This is a genomic window from Alkalimonas cellulosilytica (assembly GCF_036325985.1).
In the GTDB taxonomy this organism is placed as follows: domain Bacteria; phylum Pseudomonadota; class Gammaproteobacteria; order Enterobacterales; family Alteromonadaceae; genus Alkalimonas; species Alkalimonas cellulosilytica.
This window is the reverse complement of record NZ_JAUHLI010000001.1, coordinates 141,366-161,342: the sequence shown is the minus strand read 5'-3', so window position 1 is coordinate 161,342 and position 19,977 is coordinate 141,366. Positions and strand designations below refer to the sequence as shown.

Below are 19,977 nucleotides of genomic sequence, written 5' to 3'. Positions count from 1 at the left end.
ATTCACTGTTAAGCTGAATTAAGCCACATAACAAGGAGCAGTGCTATGGGTTTAGCCAGTCCGCAACGGATAGTCGCATTCCTTCTCACCGTTTTAATGGCGGCGGGTGTTTTGTCCGCTACAGCGACAGCTTCACTGAAAGAGCCATTAAATGCCGAACAATCCGATCCACGAACGCTCGGTTGGATGCAGGGTTTTCCACCGCCGGTGGAGAAACGGATCACTCAGCCCGATAGCAACTTCTTTAGTTTCCCAAAGTTACGCTGGAGCGTGTGTCACATGCGTGAGTTACTGCCTACTGCAGCCATTCCGCGCGCCATCGACCACTATGCCCCACTGCCAGAAGCACTCATTGCGTCGATTGACCAATTGCAGTTCACTCCTACAGGGACCAGCACACCCATCAGTTGGCAAGAGAGCCTGGCGGCCAATTATACCGATGGACTTTTGGTGCTCCACCGCGGCAAGGTGGTGTACGAAAGCTATCGGGGCTGTTTGGGCCCACAACAACATCATGCCGCGATGTCGATGACCAAATCCATCACCGGTTTATTGGCGGAAATGCTGATTGCACAGGGGCAGCTTGATGAGAGCGTTCTGGTCGGTCAGCTGATACCTGCACTTCAGGGTTCGGCCTTTGCCAACGCGACGGTGAGGCAGGTGATGGATATGACCACAGCGCTTCAGTACAGTGAAGATTATGCCGATCCAAATGCGGATATCTGGCAATACAGTGCTGCGGCTAACCCGCTGCCTAAGCCTGCCGATTATCAGGGGCCAGTGGGTTACTTTGAGTATCTGATGACCGTCCGGGCCGCGGGAGAGCATGGCAAGGTGTTTGGCTATAAAACCGTCAACAGTGATGTATTGGGCTGGGTACTCTCCACCGTAACCGGTAAACCCTATCACCAGTTGGTGTCTGAGCTAGTGTGGCAGCCATTGGGGATGCAACAGGATGCCTATGTGACTGTAGATGGACTCGGCACTCCATTTGCCGGTGGCGGTATCAGTGCCACCCTGCGGGATTTGGGCCGTTTGGGGCAAGCACTGCTGGATGCAACACTAGGTAAACCCGGTATCATAGCGCCAGAGCTGGCTCGCAGCATTCAGGCCGGTGGTGATCAAGCGGCCTTTGTGGCCGGTTTTAGCAGTTTAACCGGTGGCAGTTACCGCAGTATGTGGTGGGTATTTCATAATCCGCATCAGGCTTTTGCTGCCAGGGGTGTGCATGGGCAGACCATTTATATCGACCCGACCGCTGAAATGGTGATTGTGCGTTTAGCCTCGCATCCGGTTGCCAGCAACAGCGCCAATGATGCAACTTCATTACCTGCTTACCAGGCACTGGCAGAGTTTCTATTGCAGCAAAATCCAGACTGACTCTTTTCCTAAAAAGGTCACTGCACCAAGCGATGCCGTGACCTTTTCGCACGCTATGAGTTATTTTCGTACCATACTGCGAAACACTCCATCCCGCTTAATCAAGCCGTGATAGAGCGCGGCACAACTATGCACCACGATCAGCAGCACCAACAGCAGTGCTGCCCAGCCGTGAATTTCGCGGAACAAGCCGTACAGGGCTAAATCGGTATCAAGCAAGGCTGGCAGCGGCAGCCCAAACAAGCTCAGTGGCCGGCCGGCCGCGTTTTGCATTAAATAGCCGGATAGCGGCATCACAAAGAGCAACAGATAAAAGCCAAGTTGCGTGAGCTTCGCTGCCAGTTGCTGCATGTTCGGCACACTAGCAGGTAATGTTGGCGTATCTGAGCGCAGACGAATGATAAGGCGCACCACAATCGCCAGCAAGGCAATCAACCCCATGGCTTTGTGCCAGGCCAGCAGTTGCTGCTGCCAGGGCCCCAGTGACTTGACCATGGTTAAACCGGCAAATAGCAGGCTAAGCACTAACGCTGCCATCAGCCAATGCATCACCCGCATGGCAAGGGGATAAGTCTGCGGCTTATTCATTGGCACCTCCGGCAACCTGCTGCATCAAGACTTCGCGGGCCCGGCGCCGATGCGATTCGGCATAGGCGGCTGCGCGGGCGCGTAGAATCGGGTCTGCCGATGGTGCAAAGCCAGCGGGCAGCACCAGGGGATCGAAATTAAGCGCATTGCAGGCGCCCTCTTGCTGCAAACTGGCTTGCTCAATCACGATAGTACCGGCACTGAGCTGTGGGTTGCTTTCCGGCCAGGGAATAGTGGCATCGGCCGGATCATCCTTGGCAGTTGCCAGGGTAAACTGCAAGTCAAAGCGCACTGGCCCTTGCTGCAGCCGACTGAAAAACTCCTGCTGCAATGCATCTGCTGCCTCTTCGTCCGCAATAACGCCAGCATCATCCGTCAGTGGCAAGGCCGCCCAGCGCACTGCTTGCTGTTTGCCTTGCCGGTCAACCAGATAAAAAGCATTAATGCTATGGTAGCGCTCAGTGGCATAACTTTGGGTTGGCCGATAGTGGCTACGCCATTGTAAAAAATGCGCGGTTTCCGGGTGATCAGCAAAAAACTGCGGCACGGTATTGCTTTGAATGGCCAACAGCTGTTGATAAAACTTTTCCGGCGTTGCTACCGCCATCACCGGCGGTGTATTCATCGCCGTGCGCCATTGATGCACGGTATCAGGCAAAATGGTTAAAGCCAGGCTGCGCACTGGTGCGCGTAAATCAGGTGCCGTTGGGTTACTCCCGGCAATTGAAATGCGGCCAATAAAGGGGTAGCTGCCAGGTTGCAATGCTTTGGCACTGGAGTAAGCAGCCAACTCCCCGGAGGCCTGAAACTCGCCACTGATGCAAAACCCCTTGGCATGAGCGCGCCTGAAACCCGCCTGAATTGAGTCGCCTTGTTGTAAATTGACAAAATCCTGGGCACTGACCGGTGCCCGGCCACTCACAGTAACTGCATACAAAGCAGCCACTACTACGGCTCCCGCCGCAGCAGCAAACAAAACATAGCGCATAAGCATGACTTCTTTTGGTTAGACATTCGGATGGTGCTAAAGCCAATAGACCAATACGCTCTGATGGGAAAAGCGATCAGCGAGTGGCGCACTAATTTTGGCAGCCATTGCCAGATCCCTGCCGGCTGATCGGCGGTTTCTCAGGTTTTTTGCAGCAGAACCAAGTTACATCACAATCAGGAGAGCAGTTTTACGAAGTTCGGTAATGGCATGATGCTAACATTCATTTGTATTCTCATCCCCAGCGCAATCGCACGAAGCTAACCGCACTGCAGAGCTACAACTTCTGCATGTCGGAGGTGATTAAGTATGACGTGACACATAACTGATAAACTTGTTTTTGAATAACCACCATAGTACGCAGGTAACCACTGCAGCAACTAAAACAGTCTGCACAGCTTCCCAATGGTTACTGGACCAAATGGAGAAAAAAATAGCAGGGATAACCACCAAAAAAGCCCCTAACCAGTCATTACTCCTGCGCCACAAAAATGGCAGGATAAGAGCAGCATAAAAGCCGAACGGCACCCCCAGCATAAGCACCAAGTAGCTTGGGCTTTCAAAAAAACAAATCCCAAGAAAAATGGCACTGTAAATCACCAACAACCATGGTGCATAGCCAATGGTTTGAAGAAATACTTGCTTATTTACTGACTGCTTCATGTTACTACCTTAACTGAACAAAAAAGCCACTTACCGCATAGCAAGCAACTCCACCAATGGAATAGGGTAAGCCAAAAAGTTTCATCCGGATCCCAAGGCCAGAGCTTACCAGCCTGAGGCACAGCACAGTATATTTTATCTGCTGTTAGTTTTCCTGATAACTATGCCCTGCTACGGCGCATATCCGGCAGCCAGAATGCCAGTATGCCCAGCAGCGGAAACCAGGCACAGAGCTTGAAAATAAAGCCTATGCTGGTGACATCTGCCAGCATGCCAAGCACTGCCGCGGCAATGCCACTGATGCCAAACATCAAACCGTAAAACAGCCCGGAAATCATCCCTACCCTGGCCGGCATCAGTTCCTGAGCAAACACAATAATGGCCGAAAAAGCCGACGACATGACCAGACCAATCAGCACCGTTAATAGCGCCGCGCCGAATAAACTGCTGTAAGGCAGCATTAACGCCAGCGGTGCCGCGCCCAAAATCGATACCCAGATCACCCACTTGCGGCCAAACCGGTCCCCGATAGGGCCGCCAGCCAGCGTACCCACGGCGATGGCGGCCAAAAACAAAAATAAAAACAGCTGCGAGTCGGCCACCGATACTTCAAACTTTTCTATCAGGTAAAAGGTATAGAAATTACTCAGGCAGGTCATATAGACGTACTTAGAGAAAATCAGCAGCGCCAATACTCCCAATGCCTGGCGGGTTTGGCGGGCGCTTAAGCCATTGCCCTGTTTCGCGGCACTGCCAAGCCGTTGTCTGGCATTGGATTGCACCACCCAGCGGCTGACCCGCGTCAGCAGCATAATGCCAACAATGGCAAACAGGCAAAACCAGCCGATGCTGCCCTGGCCGCGCGGGATAATGATCATCGCAGCCAGCAAAGGCCCAAGCGCTGAGCCGGCATTGCCGCCCACCTGAAACATCGCCTGCGCCAAACCATAGCGCCCGCCGGAGGCCATCCGTGCAACCCGGGAGGCTTCGGGGTGAAAGGTTGAGGAGCCCAGCCCTATCATCGCCGATGCCAACAGCAGCATATCATAACGCTGGGCCAGACTAAGCAGCGCCAGCCCCAGCAGAGTAAACACCATACCAAGTGGCAGCAAAGCGGGCTTGGGGTGTTTGTCGGTGTAAAAACCCACAGCAGGTTGCAGCACAGAAGCGGTTAGCTGAAAAATCAGCGTGATCAGGCCAATCTGGGTAAAGCTGAGCGCATAATCCTGTTTTAGCATCGGATAAATGGCTGGCAATACCGCCTGGATCAGATCGTTGAGCAAGTGCACCACACTCACTGCACCAACCACCGGCACTACCATCATCGCAGGCGTAGAAATTGGCGAAGGTGTTGCTATCGGCGAGGGCGGCAAATCCACGGTTTTATCAAGGCTAGTCACAACAAAACGACCTGATGAGGAAAAACCAGCATTATATACTCAATCTCTGAGTCTATGGCGCTTGTTTTACCTCCTTTCGACTTACAACAGCCAGCCGTTGCTTGCTGTTATTTATGTCGCCATTCTGCACCCGAGAGGGTGGTTAATTTTTATCTGGCCCAATTCTAATAGGCCACACAAAAACGTTGGTTGCTATGCTGTGGCTGCTCCGCTTCGTTTAGCATCGCCACCGCATAATCGCCATTAGAAATGCGGCTGTTACCCTGACTGTCGGTCAGTAAAGCATCCAATCCCAGGCGGAAGCTTCCGGTTTTTTCGCCCGGGAAAATATCGGCTGCCGGCGATAAAAAGCTCCAGCTCAGGGTGCTCTGGCTACGTAATTGCTGCAATACCTCTGCCGCACCTTCGGCGGTAGCGCGGTATTCTGCCGGGAAATCCGGGCTATCCAGCAAACGGCTGCCATCGGGCAGGGTTAAGGTAGCCGCACCACCGACCACCAGCAAACGGCCTACTTTGGCAGTGCTTGCTGCGGTAAATACGGACTGAAATGCCTTTACATAATAGCCTTTTACATCCTGCTGGGCATGGCCGCTAAAGGCGCTGATCACCACATCTTTGCCACGCAATAACGCCGTTAAGGCTGCGGTGTCGTTTATATCCAGCCCGACCACTGTTAACCCCGCTTTGGGTTCAAGCCGCTCGGGTCGGCTTACCACTGCGATAACCTGATGGCCGCGGCTTAATGCCTCTGCCGTAATGGCCGAGCCGATAAAGCCTGATGCGCCTAAAATGACTAATTCCATACTGTGCTCCTAACGTTACTTTGTGATTCACCTTCAGTGTGCCGCTAGTATGCCCACTCGATTAACGCAGAAAAATAACCTAATATTAAAATCACTGTTTGGTTAATTAAAACAATAAGCATGGAACACGCCGATTTAAATAGCCTGCAACTGGTGCAGCAGCTTCACCTGGCCGGCAGCTTTACCGCGGCAGCCGAGCAGCTTGGCTGCAGCAAAACCACGATCAGCCTGCAGTTAAAAGCGCTGGAGCAACAATTAGGGGTGGCGTTGTTTCGGCGCACGACGCGCCAACTTAGCCTGACCCAGGCTGGCGAGCAGCTGCTGCACGACTGCCTGCCCCTGCTCGATGAGCTACAACAGGCCTTGCAACAGTTGCAAAGCAGCGACAAGGTGTTGCAAGGCAGGCTGGTGCTCAGTGCGCCGGAAGATTACAACAACCGCATTCTGGCACCGGCAGTGGTCGCGTTTATGGCGCAGCACCCGGCGTTGGAGGTAGAGTTTCGCAGCAGCGATCAGGTGAAAGATCTGATTAAAGAAGGGATAGATTTAACCATTCGCGCCGGCTGGTTAAAAGACTCCAGCCAGCAGGCCAGAAAACTCGGCAGTTTTGAGCAGTGGTTACTGGCTGCCCCGGCCTATCTGGCTCAAACCGGCATACCGCAGCACCCGGCCGAATTGGCTGATTTGCGCTTTATTGCCTTTACGCCATTACAGCAGCCCCAGCAGTGGCGCTTTAGCCAAACCGATCCAAAGAGCGGTGCGACGGTGCAGCACAGTCAGTATTTGCAGGCGCCCTTTAAAACCAGCTCGACCCAAACGGTCACCGCATTGATGCTGGCCGGAGCCGGCATCGGCATACTCCCCGACTACAGCGCCCGTGAGCTGGTCCAAAGCGGCCAATTAGTCCGGCTGCTGCCCCACTGGCGCTTAGCGCAAGGCGGTATCTATGCGGTCTATCCACCGGGCAGGTTCCGCCCGGCCCGGGTCACCGCTTTTGTCGACTTTTTGCAGCAGTATCAGCAGTTGGCTTAGTGGAACCAGGCTAACTGATGCACTTTTAAACACAGATCATCGCTTGACCCGTCTATAACTTTATAGTTTATGCTGCAATTTCTTTGGTAAAGGAACCGGCGATGTATCGAATATCTGAACTGGCCAAACTGGCCGGGCTATCGCGTACCGCTTTGTTGTATTACGAAAAGCAGGGATTGCTGCGCGCGCAACGCCAAAGCAATGGCTATCGGCTCTATAGCGAGCAAGACAGGCAGCGACTGTATTTGCTGCAACAACTGCAGGCGGGTGGCTTATCGCTAAGCGAGAGCAAAGCCTGCCTCGATGCCAAGTTAAACCAGGATTTGCTGCAGGCCCGCCTGCAGAAACTGGATCACGAAATAGCACAAAAGCAGCAGGCGCGGCATTTGCTGGCCAGCTTGTTAGGGCACTCAACGCTGCGGGCCTGGCATCAGGCCATTGACCAGGCAGCGCCGGATGCTCATTTTTCCTGGCTAAAACAGCAGGGTTTCACTGAAAAAGAAGCCCTGCGCTTAAAATGGTTATCACACGATATGAACGAACACGAACAGTATATGGCGGACTTTATGGCCGTCTATCAGGGCTTAAAGTATTGGGCGCCGGGCAGCGCAGAAGATACCTTGCGGGCACTGGCACTGCTGACACCGCCACCGGCCACCCTGCTGGAAATTGGCTGCGGCAAAGGCATCGCCACCACCCTGCTGGCTGAGCATACCACTGCAAGCATCACCGCAATCGACAACGAACCTACGGCTCTGGAGGCTTTGCAGCAGCAACTGCAAGTGCTGGGGTTCACCAAGCGGGTGACGACACTTTGTTCCAGCATGACAGAGCTGCCTTTTGCAAAACAAAGCTTTGATGCGATTTGGTCGGAAGGCTCTGCCTACATCATGGGGCTGGTGCAGGCGCTGCGCTATTGGAAGACATTTTTAAAACCTGGTGGTTACCTGGTGCTAAGCGAGCTGGTTTGGCTGACGGATACGCCAAGCCCGGAAGCGCGTGATTTCTGGCAGCAAGGCTACCCGGATATGCAAAACATCGCCACCTGCATCAAACGAATACAGGAGGCAGGATATCAACTGGTGGATCAGTTCTCACTCAGCGACCAGGCCTGGCAGAATTACTACCAGCCGCTGCAAGAGCGCATCAATGCCATGAAACCGCAGCTGCCAAATTCAAGGGCTCTGCTGGATAGCCAGCAAGAAATCAACATCTACCGCCAGTACGGCGCTGAGTTTGCTTATCAGATGTTTGTGCTGCGGGGTTAGTGCTTTGATAACCTGTCGGATCGACCAATCCTACTGCAATGGGATTAACAGGTATTCAAGCGTGAATGCTGCTGTACATCCTAATCTAGTAGGATGAATAGATTGAAAATAAACCGCCACCCTACGCAAAAAATTTTAAGCCAAAAAGCAGTCTAACCTCGATTCCAGTGTGGGGACCTACGGGCCTAAAGCACAGCAAAGAGGTTAATATTTATCTGACCCTAGTTCCATAAATCATTGTTTATATTTTGTGGCTCTGGTATTTTTAATTAATGATGTAATAGTTAGCAATCTTAAAGCCAAGCGCTAGGGTTACTTAATGAGTATAGTTAATGGCTCTGTTGAACAGTTCCTATTAGATCGTCTGGGTTACATTCAAGACCAACATTTCCCAGACTCTGACGTTATTACGTACTACGGACCTATTGAGTATTGGTCTAAAAACCTATTCCGTCAGCAGCTAGAAGCTTTCTCCCAAAGTGATAGTGGAAACAAAAAGAACTTATTAATCATACTTAATACAGGTGGCGGTTCTGCAGAAGTGGTAGAAAAAATGGTTGAGATGACCCGCCATTTCTATACTAACGTAGATTTCCTGGTTCCAGATTTAGCGATGTCTGCAGGGACTATTTGGTGCATGTCTGGAAACCGAATTTTGATGGATTACTCATCTTCGTTGGGTCCTATAGATCCTCAAGTGCAAAACAACGAGGGTAAATGGGTACCGGCACTTGGATACTTAGACAAATGCAATGAGCTTATCTCTCGTAGTGGCAACGGACAAATATTAAGTAATGCAGAACTTGTCATGCTTAACACGCTAGACCTTGCTTCATTGCGTGCGTACGAGCAGGCGCGAGATTTGTCCATTTCTTTGCTGAAGAAGTGGCTAGTAGAGTTTAAATTTCGCGATTGGAATAACCACCGAAGTTGTCCTCATAAAAGAGGTCAAGTCGTTACCGCCGATGAGAAAAGTCAACGAGCTGAAGAAATTGCGCAGATGCTTAGCGACAATAACAGGTGGCATAGTCATGGTAGAATGATTGGTATCAAAACGCTGCAAAATGACTTAAAATTAGAAATAGACGACTTCACTGGCAACACAACCTTACGCAATGACGTAAATATGCTACACGACTTTTGCAACGATTATATGTATAAAATGAACAGAATTGTATTGGTTGGTTCTAAACACAGGCTATGTTAATCAGGAGAACGCTATGAGCGAGTTAGCCAAGCAAATTGAAACTGTTGTCGAGGCGCAAAAGCAAAATAACCAAGCGCTGAGTAAACAACTAGAGTTTCTAAAGCAAGCACAGCGTGCAGGAGTTGTTAAGAAGCCCGAATATAATTTGGCGAGTAAAGTTTATTTGCAGCGTGCTGCGACATTATAAAATTACTGAATCTGCTTTAATTTAGAAGGGTGCTACGGCATCCTTTTTTATATCCAATACTCAGTAAAAAGTACCTGTGAAAACCCGCATGCAATTTGGTATGCGACTAATTGAAGAAGCGTAAACACCAGTCACGAAAAATGGGATCCTAACCAAGATTTGGCTCCTCTTAAACTGAATGCCCGAGCTCCATATCCAATAGCCAGAAGCTCATCAGGTAAAAATTCATCAAATTTATCCACTCGCTTCTCGGGGACAGACTGAGCCAACTCAGTAGCGTCAGGGAGCTCTGACTTTGCCGAATTACACAGCGCCTCCACGACGTCAGCTGCAGACGCTTTGATCACCTCAATGACTCCTGCAAAGTTACCGACTTCGAAGCCATGCATAGAGAGAAGTGCAGCAATAGTATTGACCGTTTTGTCACCCTTCCATGTCAGAATGGCTGTATTGGCACCATCTTGAATAATTGCATTCTCTCGTAAACCAGCATCGTTGAAAAAATGGGCGCCTTCTTGAAACAAAGCCCTTGCTTCTTTGTTCGCGAAATCGATTTTTTGTCCCTCGTAATGGATTCGATAATCACCCTTACAGAAAATGTTGAACATCTCTTGACGGACAATGTCATGAACTGACATCCCACTACCACCGAATCTTGGTGGTCTCCCGCCTTTGGCGTGTTCAACGTAGATGGTCTTTTTATCCGTGTCGATATCTTTTACCAGCCATCTTTTTCCTCCAAAAACAATGTGCTGGCCAACCAACACCAGTGAATCTATAGGAAGTGTACCGAGGGCTTTGCTTCCACTTACAATTCTATACTCCTCCGGCGTTTTAAATACCGCGTAAAAGGAGTAATGTCCTGTTATTCTCTCTCCTTGAACGCCCAGCACCAGCTCTCCACTCCCCAGTTGCGTGATGAGCTCTGTAGCTCCCATGTGCTTCAGCAAGGCTTTATAACTGTCTAAAGTAATATGGCGGAACGGACCCTCCCGGCAGAGCAGATTAAACAATTGAGCAGCTCTTATGCTTCCCCATTGCGCGATAACAGCTAAGATCTGATGTAATAGCGTTGAGAAGTGGTAAAGGCTTGTGTCGGCCGGCTCGAACCACTTATCGCTTATGAGCAACCTGATCATAGCCATAGACTGAATGAGCTCTAAGCGAAGCTTATCGGCGATATTTGAGTTCTTTTGGATCTCATTCTCAGCAATTAACATGCGCAACACTGATGGACCACCTCGGCGTCCTGAGCGCCCCAATCGCTGCCGGAGACTTGAAACTGAATGCGGTGCCGTCACCTGAACGACGGAATTCACTTTTCCAATATCAATACCGAGCTCAAGCGTCATGGTGCAAATCGCTGTCGTGGGGTACTGCTCTTGCTGCAGCCGCTTTTCGAGACTTTCTCTGAGATCTTTTGATAACGAGCCATGATGTGGAAAAAACTCATTCGGCACCAAATTCTGTTCACACATATCGCTCAATGTTGCGGCAATACCCTCTGTCCGAGCTCTACTGTTGGCAAAAACTAAATGATTGCCACCCCGGCAAAATTTGTACAGATCTTCGCAAATTTGATATTCAGCATCGGCCGGATTTTCCTCGGTGATCTGCCCAGGGTTTACATACCCTCTAACTTGAACCTGGATCGATGCGGAGGAAACAGAGTCTCTTACGATCTTGCAGGGTAACGACTGATTTGGACGCAGCGAAAAAGGGACCTTTTCAATATCCCCTAACGTTGCGCTGAGCGCCACTCTGGGGATCGGCACTTTTAAGCGCCCAAGCAGATGCTCCAGGCGATGCAATAACGACAATAAGTGGTTCCCGCGCTCTGAGCCTAAAAACGCATGAAACTCATCGATAACAATGTATTTTAAAGACGAAAAGGCAGACTTAACCCATCCCGCATCACGAATGAGAAGTGACTCAAGTGACTCCGGGGTAATTAATACGATCCCTGCCGGTGACGCGCGCAGCTTCCTCTTTTTACTCTGAGGACTGTCTCCATGCCAAGGAGTCACCGGTATATCGAGCAAATCAGACAAGCTTTCCAAGCGCCTGTCCTGATCGTTAATCAGCGCTTTCAATGGGCTAATATATAGGATCCCCACTCCATTTGAGTGGTCTGCAATGGCACTGATTGCCGGCAAGAAAAAAGCCTCTGTTTTTCCCGCTGCAGTGGAAGCGCTGATGAGAACATCCGTATTTGCTGACAGGATAGGCTCAATGGCTAAACACTGAATTTCCCGAAGGCTGTTCCAGCCTTGTTGGAATATCCAGCGTTGAACCCGGAAATCGAGCTTTTCATGTGCGTTTATCATAGCTTGAAGTCAGCCAGCTCTTCTTCACTGTCTTCGACATCAAGTTCAACGTCGGATGGCTTATCCTCCTCAATAGCCACGGAGGAAATCAAACCATTCCATGCAATCGAAGGGTTTTGGTCAATCACGGCGAGCATATCTAAAAAAGCCTTGATGGTATTTCTCGGCGTTCGGAAATACGCATCGCCGATCGTTTGGCTGCAGTGCTTTAAAAATGCCTTAAGCGACTCGTCTGGAACTAGGTATTTGCTCTCATCACCTTCTGCGTATACGTGTCTTAGGTTTTTTAACAGGATATACAGCTCTTCCGGAGTTAAACTCGCCAAATGCAGTGCTGGTGAAGTGTAGTCGATCATCCCAGCCTGCTTCGCAAACGTGTTTCCGGCAAGTCTGGATTGCAGCGCTTCATAGCTATAAAGGCCCTTTCTCGGATCAAGCAGGAACTCTGGTGTTCCGCCAAGTAAAAAGCCCAGATGCACGGCTGTTCCCTGTAAGCAGTCATTCAAAATGCGTAAGATCTGCTCATAGTTTGATGTACGAGCCGTGGTGTTGTTGAGCTTATAAAGGTTCACCATCTCATCCAGATTGACGAGCAATCCCGCATACCCTGCTTGGCGGACAAACAAACTCATTAATTTGAGAGAGTCATAAAACGATGCGTCAGAAATGATGGTTCTGACACCAAGGTCATTACGCGCATCGGTCTTGGTGGAATATTCGGCGCGCAGCCATTTAACGGCGTTAGCCTTTAGGGTGTCGTTATCTGTTTCATGACCGGTCCAATAGGCTTCAACAACTTTAGCAAAGTCATAGCCACCCACAAGTTCAGAGAGAGAAGCCAGTTTCTCATGAATAACAGCATTAATACTTTTACCGCTGTCACTTGCTTCCATCCTGGCTTCAGTGATGAACTTTTCCACAACGCTGGTTAGCGCATTGCCATCCTGTTTATTGCGCGTAGACATGTTTCTCATCAGCTCTGAATACAGGTTTCTTGCCTGGCCAGCAGAAGCGTGGATCCGTCTGTCAGGTGAGAGATCAGCATTCACAGTAACTAGCTTTCGCTCCAAGGCAATAGCTCTGACAACACTTAAAAAGAACGTTTTACCTGAGCCGTACTCACCGATAATCAACCTGAAAGCCGAACCTCCGTCAGAGATACGTTCAATATCTTGGATCATGGCCTTAAGTTCATTAACCCGACCAACCTGAATATGTTGGATCCCTACCTTGGGTGTTACGCCAGATTTTAGCGACTGGATAATGGCATCGCGCTCTTTTGCCCGGATTTTCTTAACCGTCATCAATTACCCCTTTAATTCTTCAACAATATCCATGTCGACGTAAATGTCGCCATTATCATCTAAAACCGGCGCATCGACTTTCTCATATGCCCAATCATTAATTTTCTCAATGGCGCCATCGACCATAAGCCCCAACTTTCCACAAAGCTCATGCAGGTCATGCCGAGGCCACATTGCTTTTTCTATTAAGGCATCAAATAAGGCCCGGTGTGCACTGTCCAAACCATCTTGATGATCGACAACTGGTGTCGTTTTTATTGGTTCTGGTTCGTCCTCAGCCGCAAAGATGTTCTCCAACATCGATTTTGCGTCACTGGTGTCACTTTCGTGCATCGCTAGGATTTCGTCGTCCAATACAAACTCTTCACTATGAGTCGGGCTGCCAGTTGATTGTCTCGAGGCGGATTTTCTTATCGTTGATAAATTATGGATATCACTTGCTACCAGGGACTTATCCAACCCGAGGGCAGAGTAAATCTTCTCTATCTGTTTAATCTCGGCTGTATCGACACTACCATCGGCCAATGCAATTGAAATGATGAATTTCTTGAGAAACTCGATTTGATGAGAGGTTAACGTCTCTATTCTGGCACTGAGTCCAGTGGTGTTGGCCGGCGTGTTTAAACGCCAGGTTAAATACGCGGATAACGAATTTTTCTCGGTTGGAGACAGCTTATCATCATGCTCAATCAACCTGCGTAATACCAATTCCTCATCATTCGCGATGGTATTATCTGCAGTTGCGACCATCGCTCCAAGTCGGAGAGCAAGCATCAACTGATGAAACGCCGGGCTTGGTTCAAAAAACTCACCATGCCCCGGAGCAAACAGAACGATGCTGCCATCAGCTTTAAATTTTGTCAGATGGAAACGTTGATCAGGTGCGATACCAAATCCGGCTTTGGTTGCCAGGTTGGTCAGAAGATCCAACTCCTTTTTGTTGATGGTCTTGGGTAATGGCATTCCTGTATGAGCCCAAAATTCTTGGACCGTAGTTAGGCCTTTATTGTTCGCAATAAGCTGTTCAGCCCATTGCTTAAATGTTTCAATAACTGGCGTGTTGGCCTCATTAACCAACTCTTTTGGCAAAAGCATTAATGCAGCGATATCTTCACGGGAGGCGTCAGCCTTACCCAAATAACGGCTATAGCTGTTTAACTCCTCAGTGCATTTCTCCGCAATAGGGATCAATTTATTTATCGGTGCCTTTAAAACGCTCGGATCCGGCAAATCATCCAGCTCTAAATTTACTGCACTGATGCCGCTACTCGCTGAGCGGTACATCAGTGATAACTTGGTTTTGTTGGGTTTAACCAGAAAGCCACTCTTAAATTTATCATTAAACCGGATCCTGAAAAGCTGTCTAAATTCGCTTTCACAGCGCCTGGCCGGGGTTTTAAGTGTATACATCAAAGTGTTTTTCAACCAATCCAATGCCAGGTCCGCATCTACCGGTTTTCCATTTGCAATCACCGTAGCCAGCTTAACTTTAAAAAACAGGCCAGAGTGTGTTTCAGGAATAGTATCAACCTTAGGCCCAACCAATGTCGGCCTGAAAAGTGCCATTAACTCCATGAAGTTTTCTGAGTAGTTTGCGAAAGAGCGACTTTCCTTGAATACGTGATTGAGGCGAAAGACTTCATCAAATATTGCAACAAACTCCTCATCTGAAACGGCTTTAGTTGTTCTATTTTCAATGATCCGTCTTTCAAGTCCATAGAAATAGATGAAGACATAACCAATTGGAGTGGATGGATCTGCGCGGTCAGATGCTAAGAAATCGAGGTAAGCGCCCCTGCAAGCCTTAGACAAAGTGGCATAACTTGGCCAGTAACCTAATGAATCATCGGTATCTAGCTCGGAACCCAGTTTTGAGGTTGCAGCTGACGATGCTCTAGTTTCATCAATTAATGACGGCTCAATCCCATAACTGGATAGCGAGTCGAGCACACCACCGAAATAGTAAAAGCCCTTAGGAATATGTCTCCCATTGATTGTAAGTTGCTCAGTTTCCGTGACCCAGCGCCCTTTCTGTTTGTTTGAAGATTTTTCGGGTTCTCTGCCAAAACTGGTTCGGATAGTGAATGTTGCAAAAGTATCATCATCGTCGTTATCGTCTGTATTCTGCTCTGACGCCACAAATGCGCTCGACCGGTTTGAGTAACCTGACTGGCTCTTATACCTAGTTGTCACTTTGTTAGAGGTTTCATTAGGGGAGTTAGTTTTAGGTTTCGCTGATACAATTTTATACAGGATGTATACGATTACTGCACCAATCAAGAATTCCATTTGCTGGTCCTTATAGTGGCCGAAAGCATTAGGTATAAGCTCAATGCGAGACTGTTTTCCCTAAGAATACATCTTTAGCATCTTTTGCTTTTCTACCAGATTTCGCCCTAAGTAGCAAAATAATACACAGCCAATCAAGGATATCGACATATATTAGTTGAAGCTGTCCTAACACAAGGTTGAATGCGTGCCCATTAATATAATCGTGGCAAACTGCTACAACCTCTTGATTTTATAAACTCTAGGGTCAGCTAAAATTAACGGGGCCCAAATCTTTCTCCCTCGCTCAAACCACAGGCTTTCTAAACCGCAACACCATCTGATTCGCCTCACCAATAGCCAGGTATTTCTCTCTATCGGTGTCCCCACCCGCTAAAGCCGGGGGCAGTGACCAGATCCCATCCGGATGATCGGCGGTATCTTTGGGGTTGTGCAGCAAATCGCTGCTGGCCTCGAAATGAAAACCAGCTTCTGCCGCCAGCTCCAGCCATAACTGTTTGGGCACATAGCCAGAGCCTTGCCAATCGGTTTCCAGCTTATCTTCTGGCAACAGCGGTGCCACCACCCCCAGAACCCCACCCGGCTTTAGTGCCTGGTAAAAACTGGCCAGGCCATGGCGCAGCGACTGCTCGCCTTCAAAGATATAAAACTGATTGCGGATAGACAGCACAACATCGGCGCTTTCAGGCGGCGCTATCGTTATATCGGCGATGGGCGCAAACTCAGTAAGGGTGACATTTTGATACACCGGATGGCTGGCCAGTTTCTTGCTGTAGTCCGTGCGAACGCTTTGCATGTAGTTGGGGTTTAACAAGGTAAAAGCATCAGAGAAATGCGCAGCGTACAGCTTGCCCTGCTCGGCCAGCAAGGGCGCCAGCACCTCGGTATACCAGCCAGCACCCGGCCATATTTCCACCACGGTGCTTTGCGGTGTCACACCAAAAAAGCGCAGGGTTTGTTCGGGTTTACGGGCATCGTCCCGCACTTTATTGGCTTCGCTGCGCACTTCGTGCTGCAGCGCCTGGCTGATATCGGCCGAGGCAATAAAGCTGGCCTGGCTGGCCAGCAACAACAGGCTTAAACGAGCAAACTTAGTGAGCATACCCAGTCCTTGTTCGGTGCATCCATTGAGGTGCATCCATAGAAAAGTATCGATCTAAGGTAACCCTGTTCGCTTGTGTTTAAAAGTGTTTTTAGCCAGCCATACAACTACCTGATCACGACCGGCGATAAAATTGTTACTATGTCAGGCACCAGCCATGATTTTGTCTGCCAGAGTGGAGCTTTATGTCGCACAACACCATAGCCCTGAACAAACAGCTACAGCCATTGGATCACCTTGATTCCGTCTGGTTGTTTGGTTATGGCTCGCTGATTTACAAGGCGGATTTTCCTTTCCTGCAGTGCAAACCCGCCTGCATTTATGGCTGGCAACGCCGTTTCTGGCAGGGCTCGCATGATCATCGTGGCACGCCACAGGCGCCGGGCCGGGTACTCACCCTGATCGAGGCTCCAGGCGCCCGCTGCGCTGGCATGGCCTATGAAGTAACACCCGATACCTTTGAGCACCTTGATCACCGTGAAAAAAACGGCTACCTGCGGGTATTTACTGAGTTGCATTGGCTGGACGAGCCAGGGCAAACGCAAGGCCTGGTGTACTTAGCCAGTGCCGATAATGAGGCTTATCTTGGCCCGGACACAGACGCCGCTATCGCCGCGCATATCGCCAGCAGCGCAGGCCCAAGTGGCCCCAACAGCGACTACCTGTTGCAACTGGCACAAGCACTGAGGGAAATGGACGAGCAGGACGAGCATGTATTTGCCATTGAGCAGCAGCTGTTAAAGCTGCTTAAATAGCTGCCCCCTCCTGTTCCGGGGGCTTAGCGTAAAGCCGGGTTCAGACTGGATCCAGACTATATGCATCGGGGCATGTCGCCACATCTGGAAAATCACTTTCATTCTCCAGAAAAACAACATGGATTTGTGCAATGAACCAAGCATCATCCAGTTGAATATACGCAAGACTAAATGTCAGCGGTTCCTTGCCTTCATCATAGCCATTAATGGACAAACAACCATGCTGACCAATCACGAGCTCCCGATGGTTGACTTTTTCAGCCATGAGTTGGTGAAATAACAGCTGACTGGTAGCCCCAGGGTTGTTTTTATAATCTTCCCCTAATAATGAAGGGCTGAAATAGCTACCTGCTATCGTTAGCACATTGTCTTTATCAACTAATGCGGTGTACTTCGCATAGGTTTGAAACAACGGCATTTGGCTATCATCTGCTGTCGCGCAACCAGAAATAGTCAGTGCGAACATCAAGCTCAATAGAATAGTCTTCACGGTTAATGCCCCATGATTCTTTGCAGCTCCATCTCATAAGCTTGATTTCTGCCTTTGAGTGCGCGTGCAGCCCGGCACAGTAATCCAGAGCAGGAGGTAATTAGCTGCTCTAAATCAAACTCACCGTTCACAGACAACCTCATGTATTCCAGGTCAAATGTTGCTCTGTAGCCTACTTTCATTTCGTCTCTGTTGGTAAAGGAGATACTGACCCGCTTAACTTTAGCTCCCACGCTATCAAGTACCGGTGAACCACTGAAAGTTAAAACACCAGCTGAGCCAGATAACGTTGCATGCCCATTTTGATCTATGGAAAGCTGGGCATTACCACTTTCAGCTATAATTTTGGCTGTCATTCCTTTATCTCTTGAGTAGGCTAACTCTAACAGCTTTGCAATGGTTACCTGTGCTTCAGTTCGGCTAAAAGCCATGCCAACCTCCTTATTCAGTTGAGAATATGCTCGTGTTCCCGGTCACTATCAGGCTAATGACTAATCAAGAGCCACAATTAGTTATTCTAAAAATCCGTTCCTCTACTTGCACAATCCGGATCAATACAGGCCAATAAATTAACATAAATAATACCCAAAATTACTCTTCCAGTAAACATAGATGGAATTTAATTATTATTAGGATTGATAGTGTAAGAGCAAGCTCAACATCCCTTTTAAGCTGTTAGCGGCGAAATATCCCTGTTGATTCGCTCACCACGTTCCTGTCAGCTCGCTTCAGATCATAGATGGCCTGCAAGTTAAGCCAGTTTTAGTGCATCCCCACCAAAATAGCGGGCCAGCCACAGTGCTTGCGCCAGAGCATTCGCACTCATATGAAGTGGCCACAGATAATCCACAATCTTAAGAGCTGCCCCCTTGGCTTTGCACTGGATTCTTTCGATAGGGTCAGAAATTCACGAAGCCAGGCCAGCCAGACGCTTAAGCAGGATCAGAAATCCCTCGCAGGATGTCAGTGACGCGGTTTCTTCCATGGTATGGTAGCCGGTCGTGGGGATCTGCAGTGTGGTACCGGTGACTGCGCCCGCTGAGGCGGCGATAATCCTGCCCATTTCGGTACTGCCAAGAGACTGAGCAGATTGCCCGGGGGCTAACAACGCATTTTTCTGCTCAATGTATTCATCCTTGAAGCTGTAACTAACCCCTGCTGCCTGGCACAAAGCGGCCAGTGTATCGGTCAGTTGCGCATCGAAACTGGCGTTGGCGTCTTTGTGTCGCAATACCAGTTGCTGGCGATCTGCCTCCTTTCTGTCCGGGTAGGGGCTGGTATCCACCACGACCAGCCGGTTGGTGGTGTTCCCAAAGCGCCGGAACCATTCCAGCAGATAGCGCCAGCTCTTCCCTGCCTCTTCCTGTGCCGTAAAAAAGGCGGTGCCCTGAAAACCTAAACTGAACAAATGCACCAAATAGGCCGCAGTGAGCACGTTATCCAGCTGACCACTGATGCTGTCAGCACCAATTCTGAGTTTGTCGGCGAAAGCCACCGGCGTACCGGCGACCAAATGGGACATTCCCTCAAGGGTGAAAATCAGGTTGTTACGCCGCTCACAGACATAACTTGAGGCAATTTTACCGCTACCGCGGTAGGCACCGGACCAGGGCTCATACGCCATCACTGGCGTAGTATCAAACCGATCCACAATTTTATTGATCAACTGCTCGGATACGGAGTTTCCCAGCAAATCGGAGCGGTTTCCTGCTACAAAAGCAGCATACTGAAATTCATCGGGACCCGTGCAGATAAGCCCGTGCCGATCAATATGCGCAGAAAACATGGTGCTGAAGGGGGCATTGCCCTGTGCGACCAGTAAGCCTTCATACCAGGTAACCTTTGCGCCGCGCTCCTCCAGTTCCCGTTGCAGCACCCTGAAAAAACTATGTTCTGCGCCCACCACACTGGGTTCGCGGATCAGTATTTTCAGCAAATCGAGCAGTTCATTTAACTCAGTCATGGTGGTATCCGGACAGAAAATTATGGTGCTATATTCAGGCCAATCGTCGCTCCATGCAAAGAAAATCTGCTTTATGGGGATTTTTTGTTCTGGCCCTAATAATTTTATCTGGCCCCATTAATTTTGCTTACAATAACTTTGCGGTAGATCTGTGCCAGAACCAGGTACTTCCTATTCTTAAAAAAGTAAAAACCATTGTGTAATTGAAGATTTGAAAAACAGTGTAAAGAT

At 49.4% G+C, this 19,977-nt stretch carries 18 protein-coding genes; 6 read left to right on the top strand and 12 right to left on the bottom strand.

Translation table 11 applies throughout. The features are described from left to right. Nucleotides 1-45: 45 nt before the first annotated feature. Nucleotides 46-1,380, top strand: a complete 1,335-nt coding sequence (locus QWY20_RS00725) for a serine hydrolase domain-containing protein (RefSeq protein WP_330127122.1) — start codon at nucleotides 46-48, stop codon at nucleotides 1,378-1,380. Nucleotides 1,381-1,440: 60 nt separating this feature from the next. Here QWY20_RS00725 and QWY20_RS00720 read toward each other — a convergent pair whose 3' ends face one another. From QWY20_RS00720 to QWY20_RS00700, 5 genes are all read right to left on the bottom strand, one after another. Further along, nucleotides 1,441-1,968 carry a cytochrome b gene (locus tag QWY20_RS00720; RefSeq protein WP_305945657.1) on the bottom strand — a complete coding sequence of 176 codons (528 nt, stop codon included), beginning with the start codon at nucleotides 1,966-1,968 and terminating at the stop codon, nucleotides 1,441-1,443. Further along, nucleotides 1,961-2,956: a catalase family peroxidase gene (locus QWY20_RS00715; protein WP_330127121.1), complete on the bottom strand. Its 996-nt coding sequence runs from the start codon at nucleotides 2,954-2,956 to the stop codon at nucleotides 1,961-1,963. Before QWY20_RS00715 ends, QWY20_RS00720 begins: the two co-directional genes overlap by 8 nt. Nucleotides 2,957-3,259: 303 nt before the next feature. After that, nucleotides 3,260-3,619 carry a hypothetical protein gene (locus tag QWY20_RS00710; protein ID WP_330127120.1) on the bottom strand — a complete coding sequence of 120 codons (360 nt, stop codon included), beginning with the start codon at nucleotides 3,617-3,619 and terminating at the stop codon, nucleotides 3,260-3,262. A gap of 161 nt (nucleotides 3,620-3,780) precedes the next feature. Beyond that, entirely contained in the window at nucleotides 3,781-4,944 is a 1,164-nt protein-coding gene (locus tag QWY20_RS00705) for an MFS transporter (protein ID WP_330127329.1), read from the bottom strand. Nucleotides 4,945-5,183: 239 nt separating this feature from the next. After that, nucleotides 5,184-5,822 carry an NAD(P)-dependent oxidoreductase gene (locus QWY20_RS00700; RefSeq protein ID WP_330127119.1) on the bottom strand — a complete coding sequence of 213 codons (639 nt, stop codon included), beginning with the start codon at nucleotides 5,820-5,822 and terminating at the stop codon, nucleotides 5,184-5,186. A 120-nt stretch (nucleotides 5,823-5,942) separates the two neighbouring features. Between QWY20_RS00700 and QWY20_RS00695 the strand changes: the two genes are divergently transcribed. The 4 genes from QWY20_RS00695 (at nucleotide 5,943) to QWY20_RS00680 (ending at nucleotide 9,516) form a co-directional block, all read left to right on the top strand. Then, nucleotides 5,943-6,854, top strand: a complete 912-nt coding sequence (locus tag QWY20_RS00695; protein ID WP_330127118.1) for a LysR family transcriptional regulator — start codon at nucleotides 5,943-5,945, stop codon at nucleotides 6,852-6,854. A gap of 101 nt (nucleotides 6,855-6,955) precedes the next feature. Beyond that, a complete protein-coding gene (locus tag QWY20_RS00690; protein WP_330127117.1) occupies nucleotides 6,956-8,122 on the top strand; it encodes a MerR family transcriptional regulator in 1,167 nt (388 codons plus the stop codon). A 319-nt stretch (nucleotides 8,123-8,441) separates the two neighbouring features. Continuing rightward, nucleotides 8,442-9,329 carry an SDH family Clp fold serine proteinase gene (locus tag QWY20_RS00685; protein ID WP_330127116.1) on the top strand — a complete coding sequence of 296 codons (888 nt, stop codon included), beginning with the start codon at nucleotides 8,442-8,444 and terminating at the stop codon, nucleotides 9,327-9,329. A 13-nt stretch (nucleotides 9,330-9,342) separates the two neighbouring features. After that, nucleotides 9,343-9,516: a hypothetical protein gene (locus QWY20_RS00680; RefSeq protein WP_330127115.1), complete on the top strand. Its 174-nt coding sequence runs from the start codon at nucleotides 9,343-9,345 to the stop codon at nucleotides 9,514-9,516. 131 nt (nucleotides 9,517-9,647) lie between these two features. Here QWY20_RS00680 and QWY20_RS00675 read toward each other — a convergent pair whose 3' ends face one another. The 4 genes from QWY20_RS00675 to QWY20_RS00660 all read right to left on the bottom strand — a co-directional run bounded on the left by QWY20_RS00675 (nucleotide 9,648) and on the right by QWY20_RS00660 (nucleotide 16,538). Then, nucleotides 9,648-11,843, bottom strand: coding sequence for a DEAD/DEAH box helicase (locus QWY20_RS00675; RefSeq protein WP_330127114.1), 2,196 nt, complete (start codon nucleotides 11,841-11,843; stop codon nucleotides 9,648-9,650). After that, on the bottom strand, nucleotides 11,840-13,147 hold the full coding sequence (locus QWY20_RS00670) for an ATP-binding protein (protein WP_330127113.1): 1,308 nt from the start codon (nucleotides 13,145-13,147) through the stop codon (nucleotides 11,840-11,842). The genes QWY20_RS00675 and QWY20_RS00670 overlap by 4 nt, the downstream gene beginning before the upstream one ends. 3 nt (nucleotides 13,148-13,150) lie before the next feature. Next, entirely contained in the window at nucleotides 13,151-15,436 is a 2,286-nt protein-coding gene (locus QWY20_RS00665; RefSeq protein WP_330127112.1) for a tellurite resistance TerB family protein, read from the bottom strand. A gap of 286 nt (nucleotides 15,437-15,722) precedes the next feature. Beyond that, nucleotides 15,723-16,538, bottom strand: coding sequence for a class I SAM-dependent methyltransferase (locus QWY20_RS00660; RefSeq protein WP_330127111.1), 816 nt, complete (start codon nucleotides 16,536-16,538; stop codon nucleotides 15,723-15,725). 185 nt (nucleotides 16,539-16,723) lie between these two features. Between QWY20_RS00660 and QWY20_RS00655 the strand changes: the two genes are divergently transcribed. After that, nucleotides 16,724-17,293 carry a gamma-glutamylcyclotransferase gene (locus QWY20_RS00655; RefSeq protein ID WP_330127110.1) on the top strand — a complete coding sequence of 190 codons (570 nt, stop codon included), beginning with the start codon at nucleotides 16,724-16,726 and terminating at the stop codon, nucleotides 17,291-17,293. A gap of 40 nt (nucleotides 17,294-17,333) precedes the next feature. On the opposite strand, the gene QWY20_RS00650 is transcribed toward QWY20_RS00655, so the two are convergent. From QWY20_RS00650 to QWY20_RS00640, 3 genes are all read right to left on the bottom strand, one after another. After that, nucleotides 17,334-17,783 carry a hypothetical protein gene (locus QWY20_RS00650; protein WP_330127109.1) on the bottom strand — a complete coding sequence of 150 codons (450 nt, stop codon included), beginning with the start codon at nucleotides 17,781-17,783 and terminating at the stop codon, nucleotides 17,334-17,336. 2 nt (nucleotides 17,784-17,785) lie between these two features. Then, nucleotides 17,786-18,214: a hypothetical protein gene (locus tag QWY20_RS00645; protein ID WP_330127108.1), complete on the bottom strand. Its 429-nt coding sequence runs from the start codon at nucleotides 18,212-18,214 to the stop codon at nucleotides 17,786-17,788. Nucleotides 18,215-18,690: 476 nt separating this feature from the next. Beyond that, nucleotides 18,691-19,746 (bottom strand): peptidase M42, encoded by a 1,056-nt coding sequence (locus QWY20_RS00640; RefSeq protein WP_330127107.1) that lies wholly within the window; start codon nucleotides 19,744-19,746, stop codon nucleotides 18,691-18,693. Nucleotides 19,747-19,977: the final 231 nt, after the last annotated feature.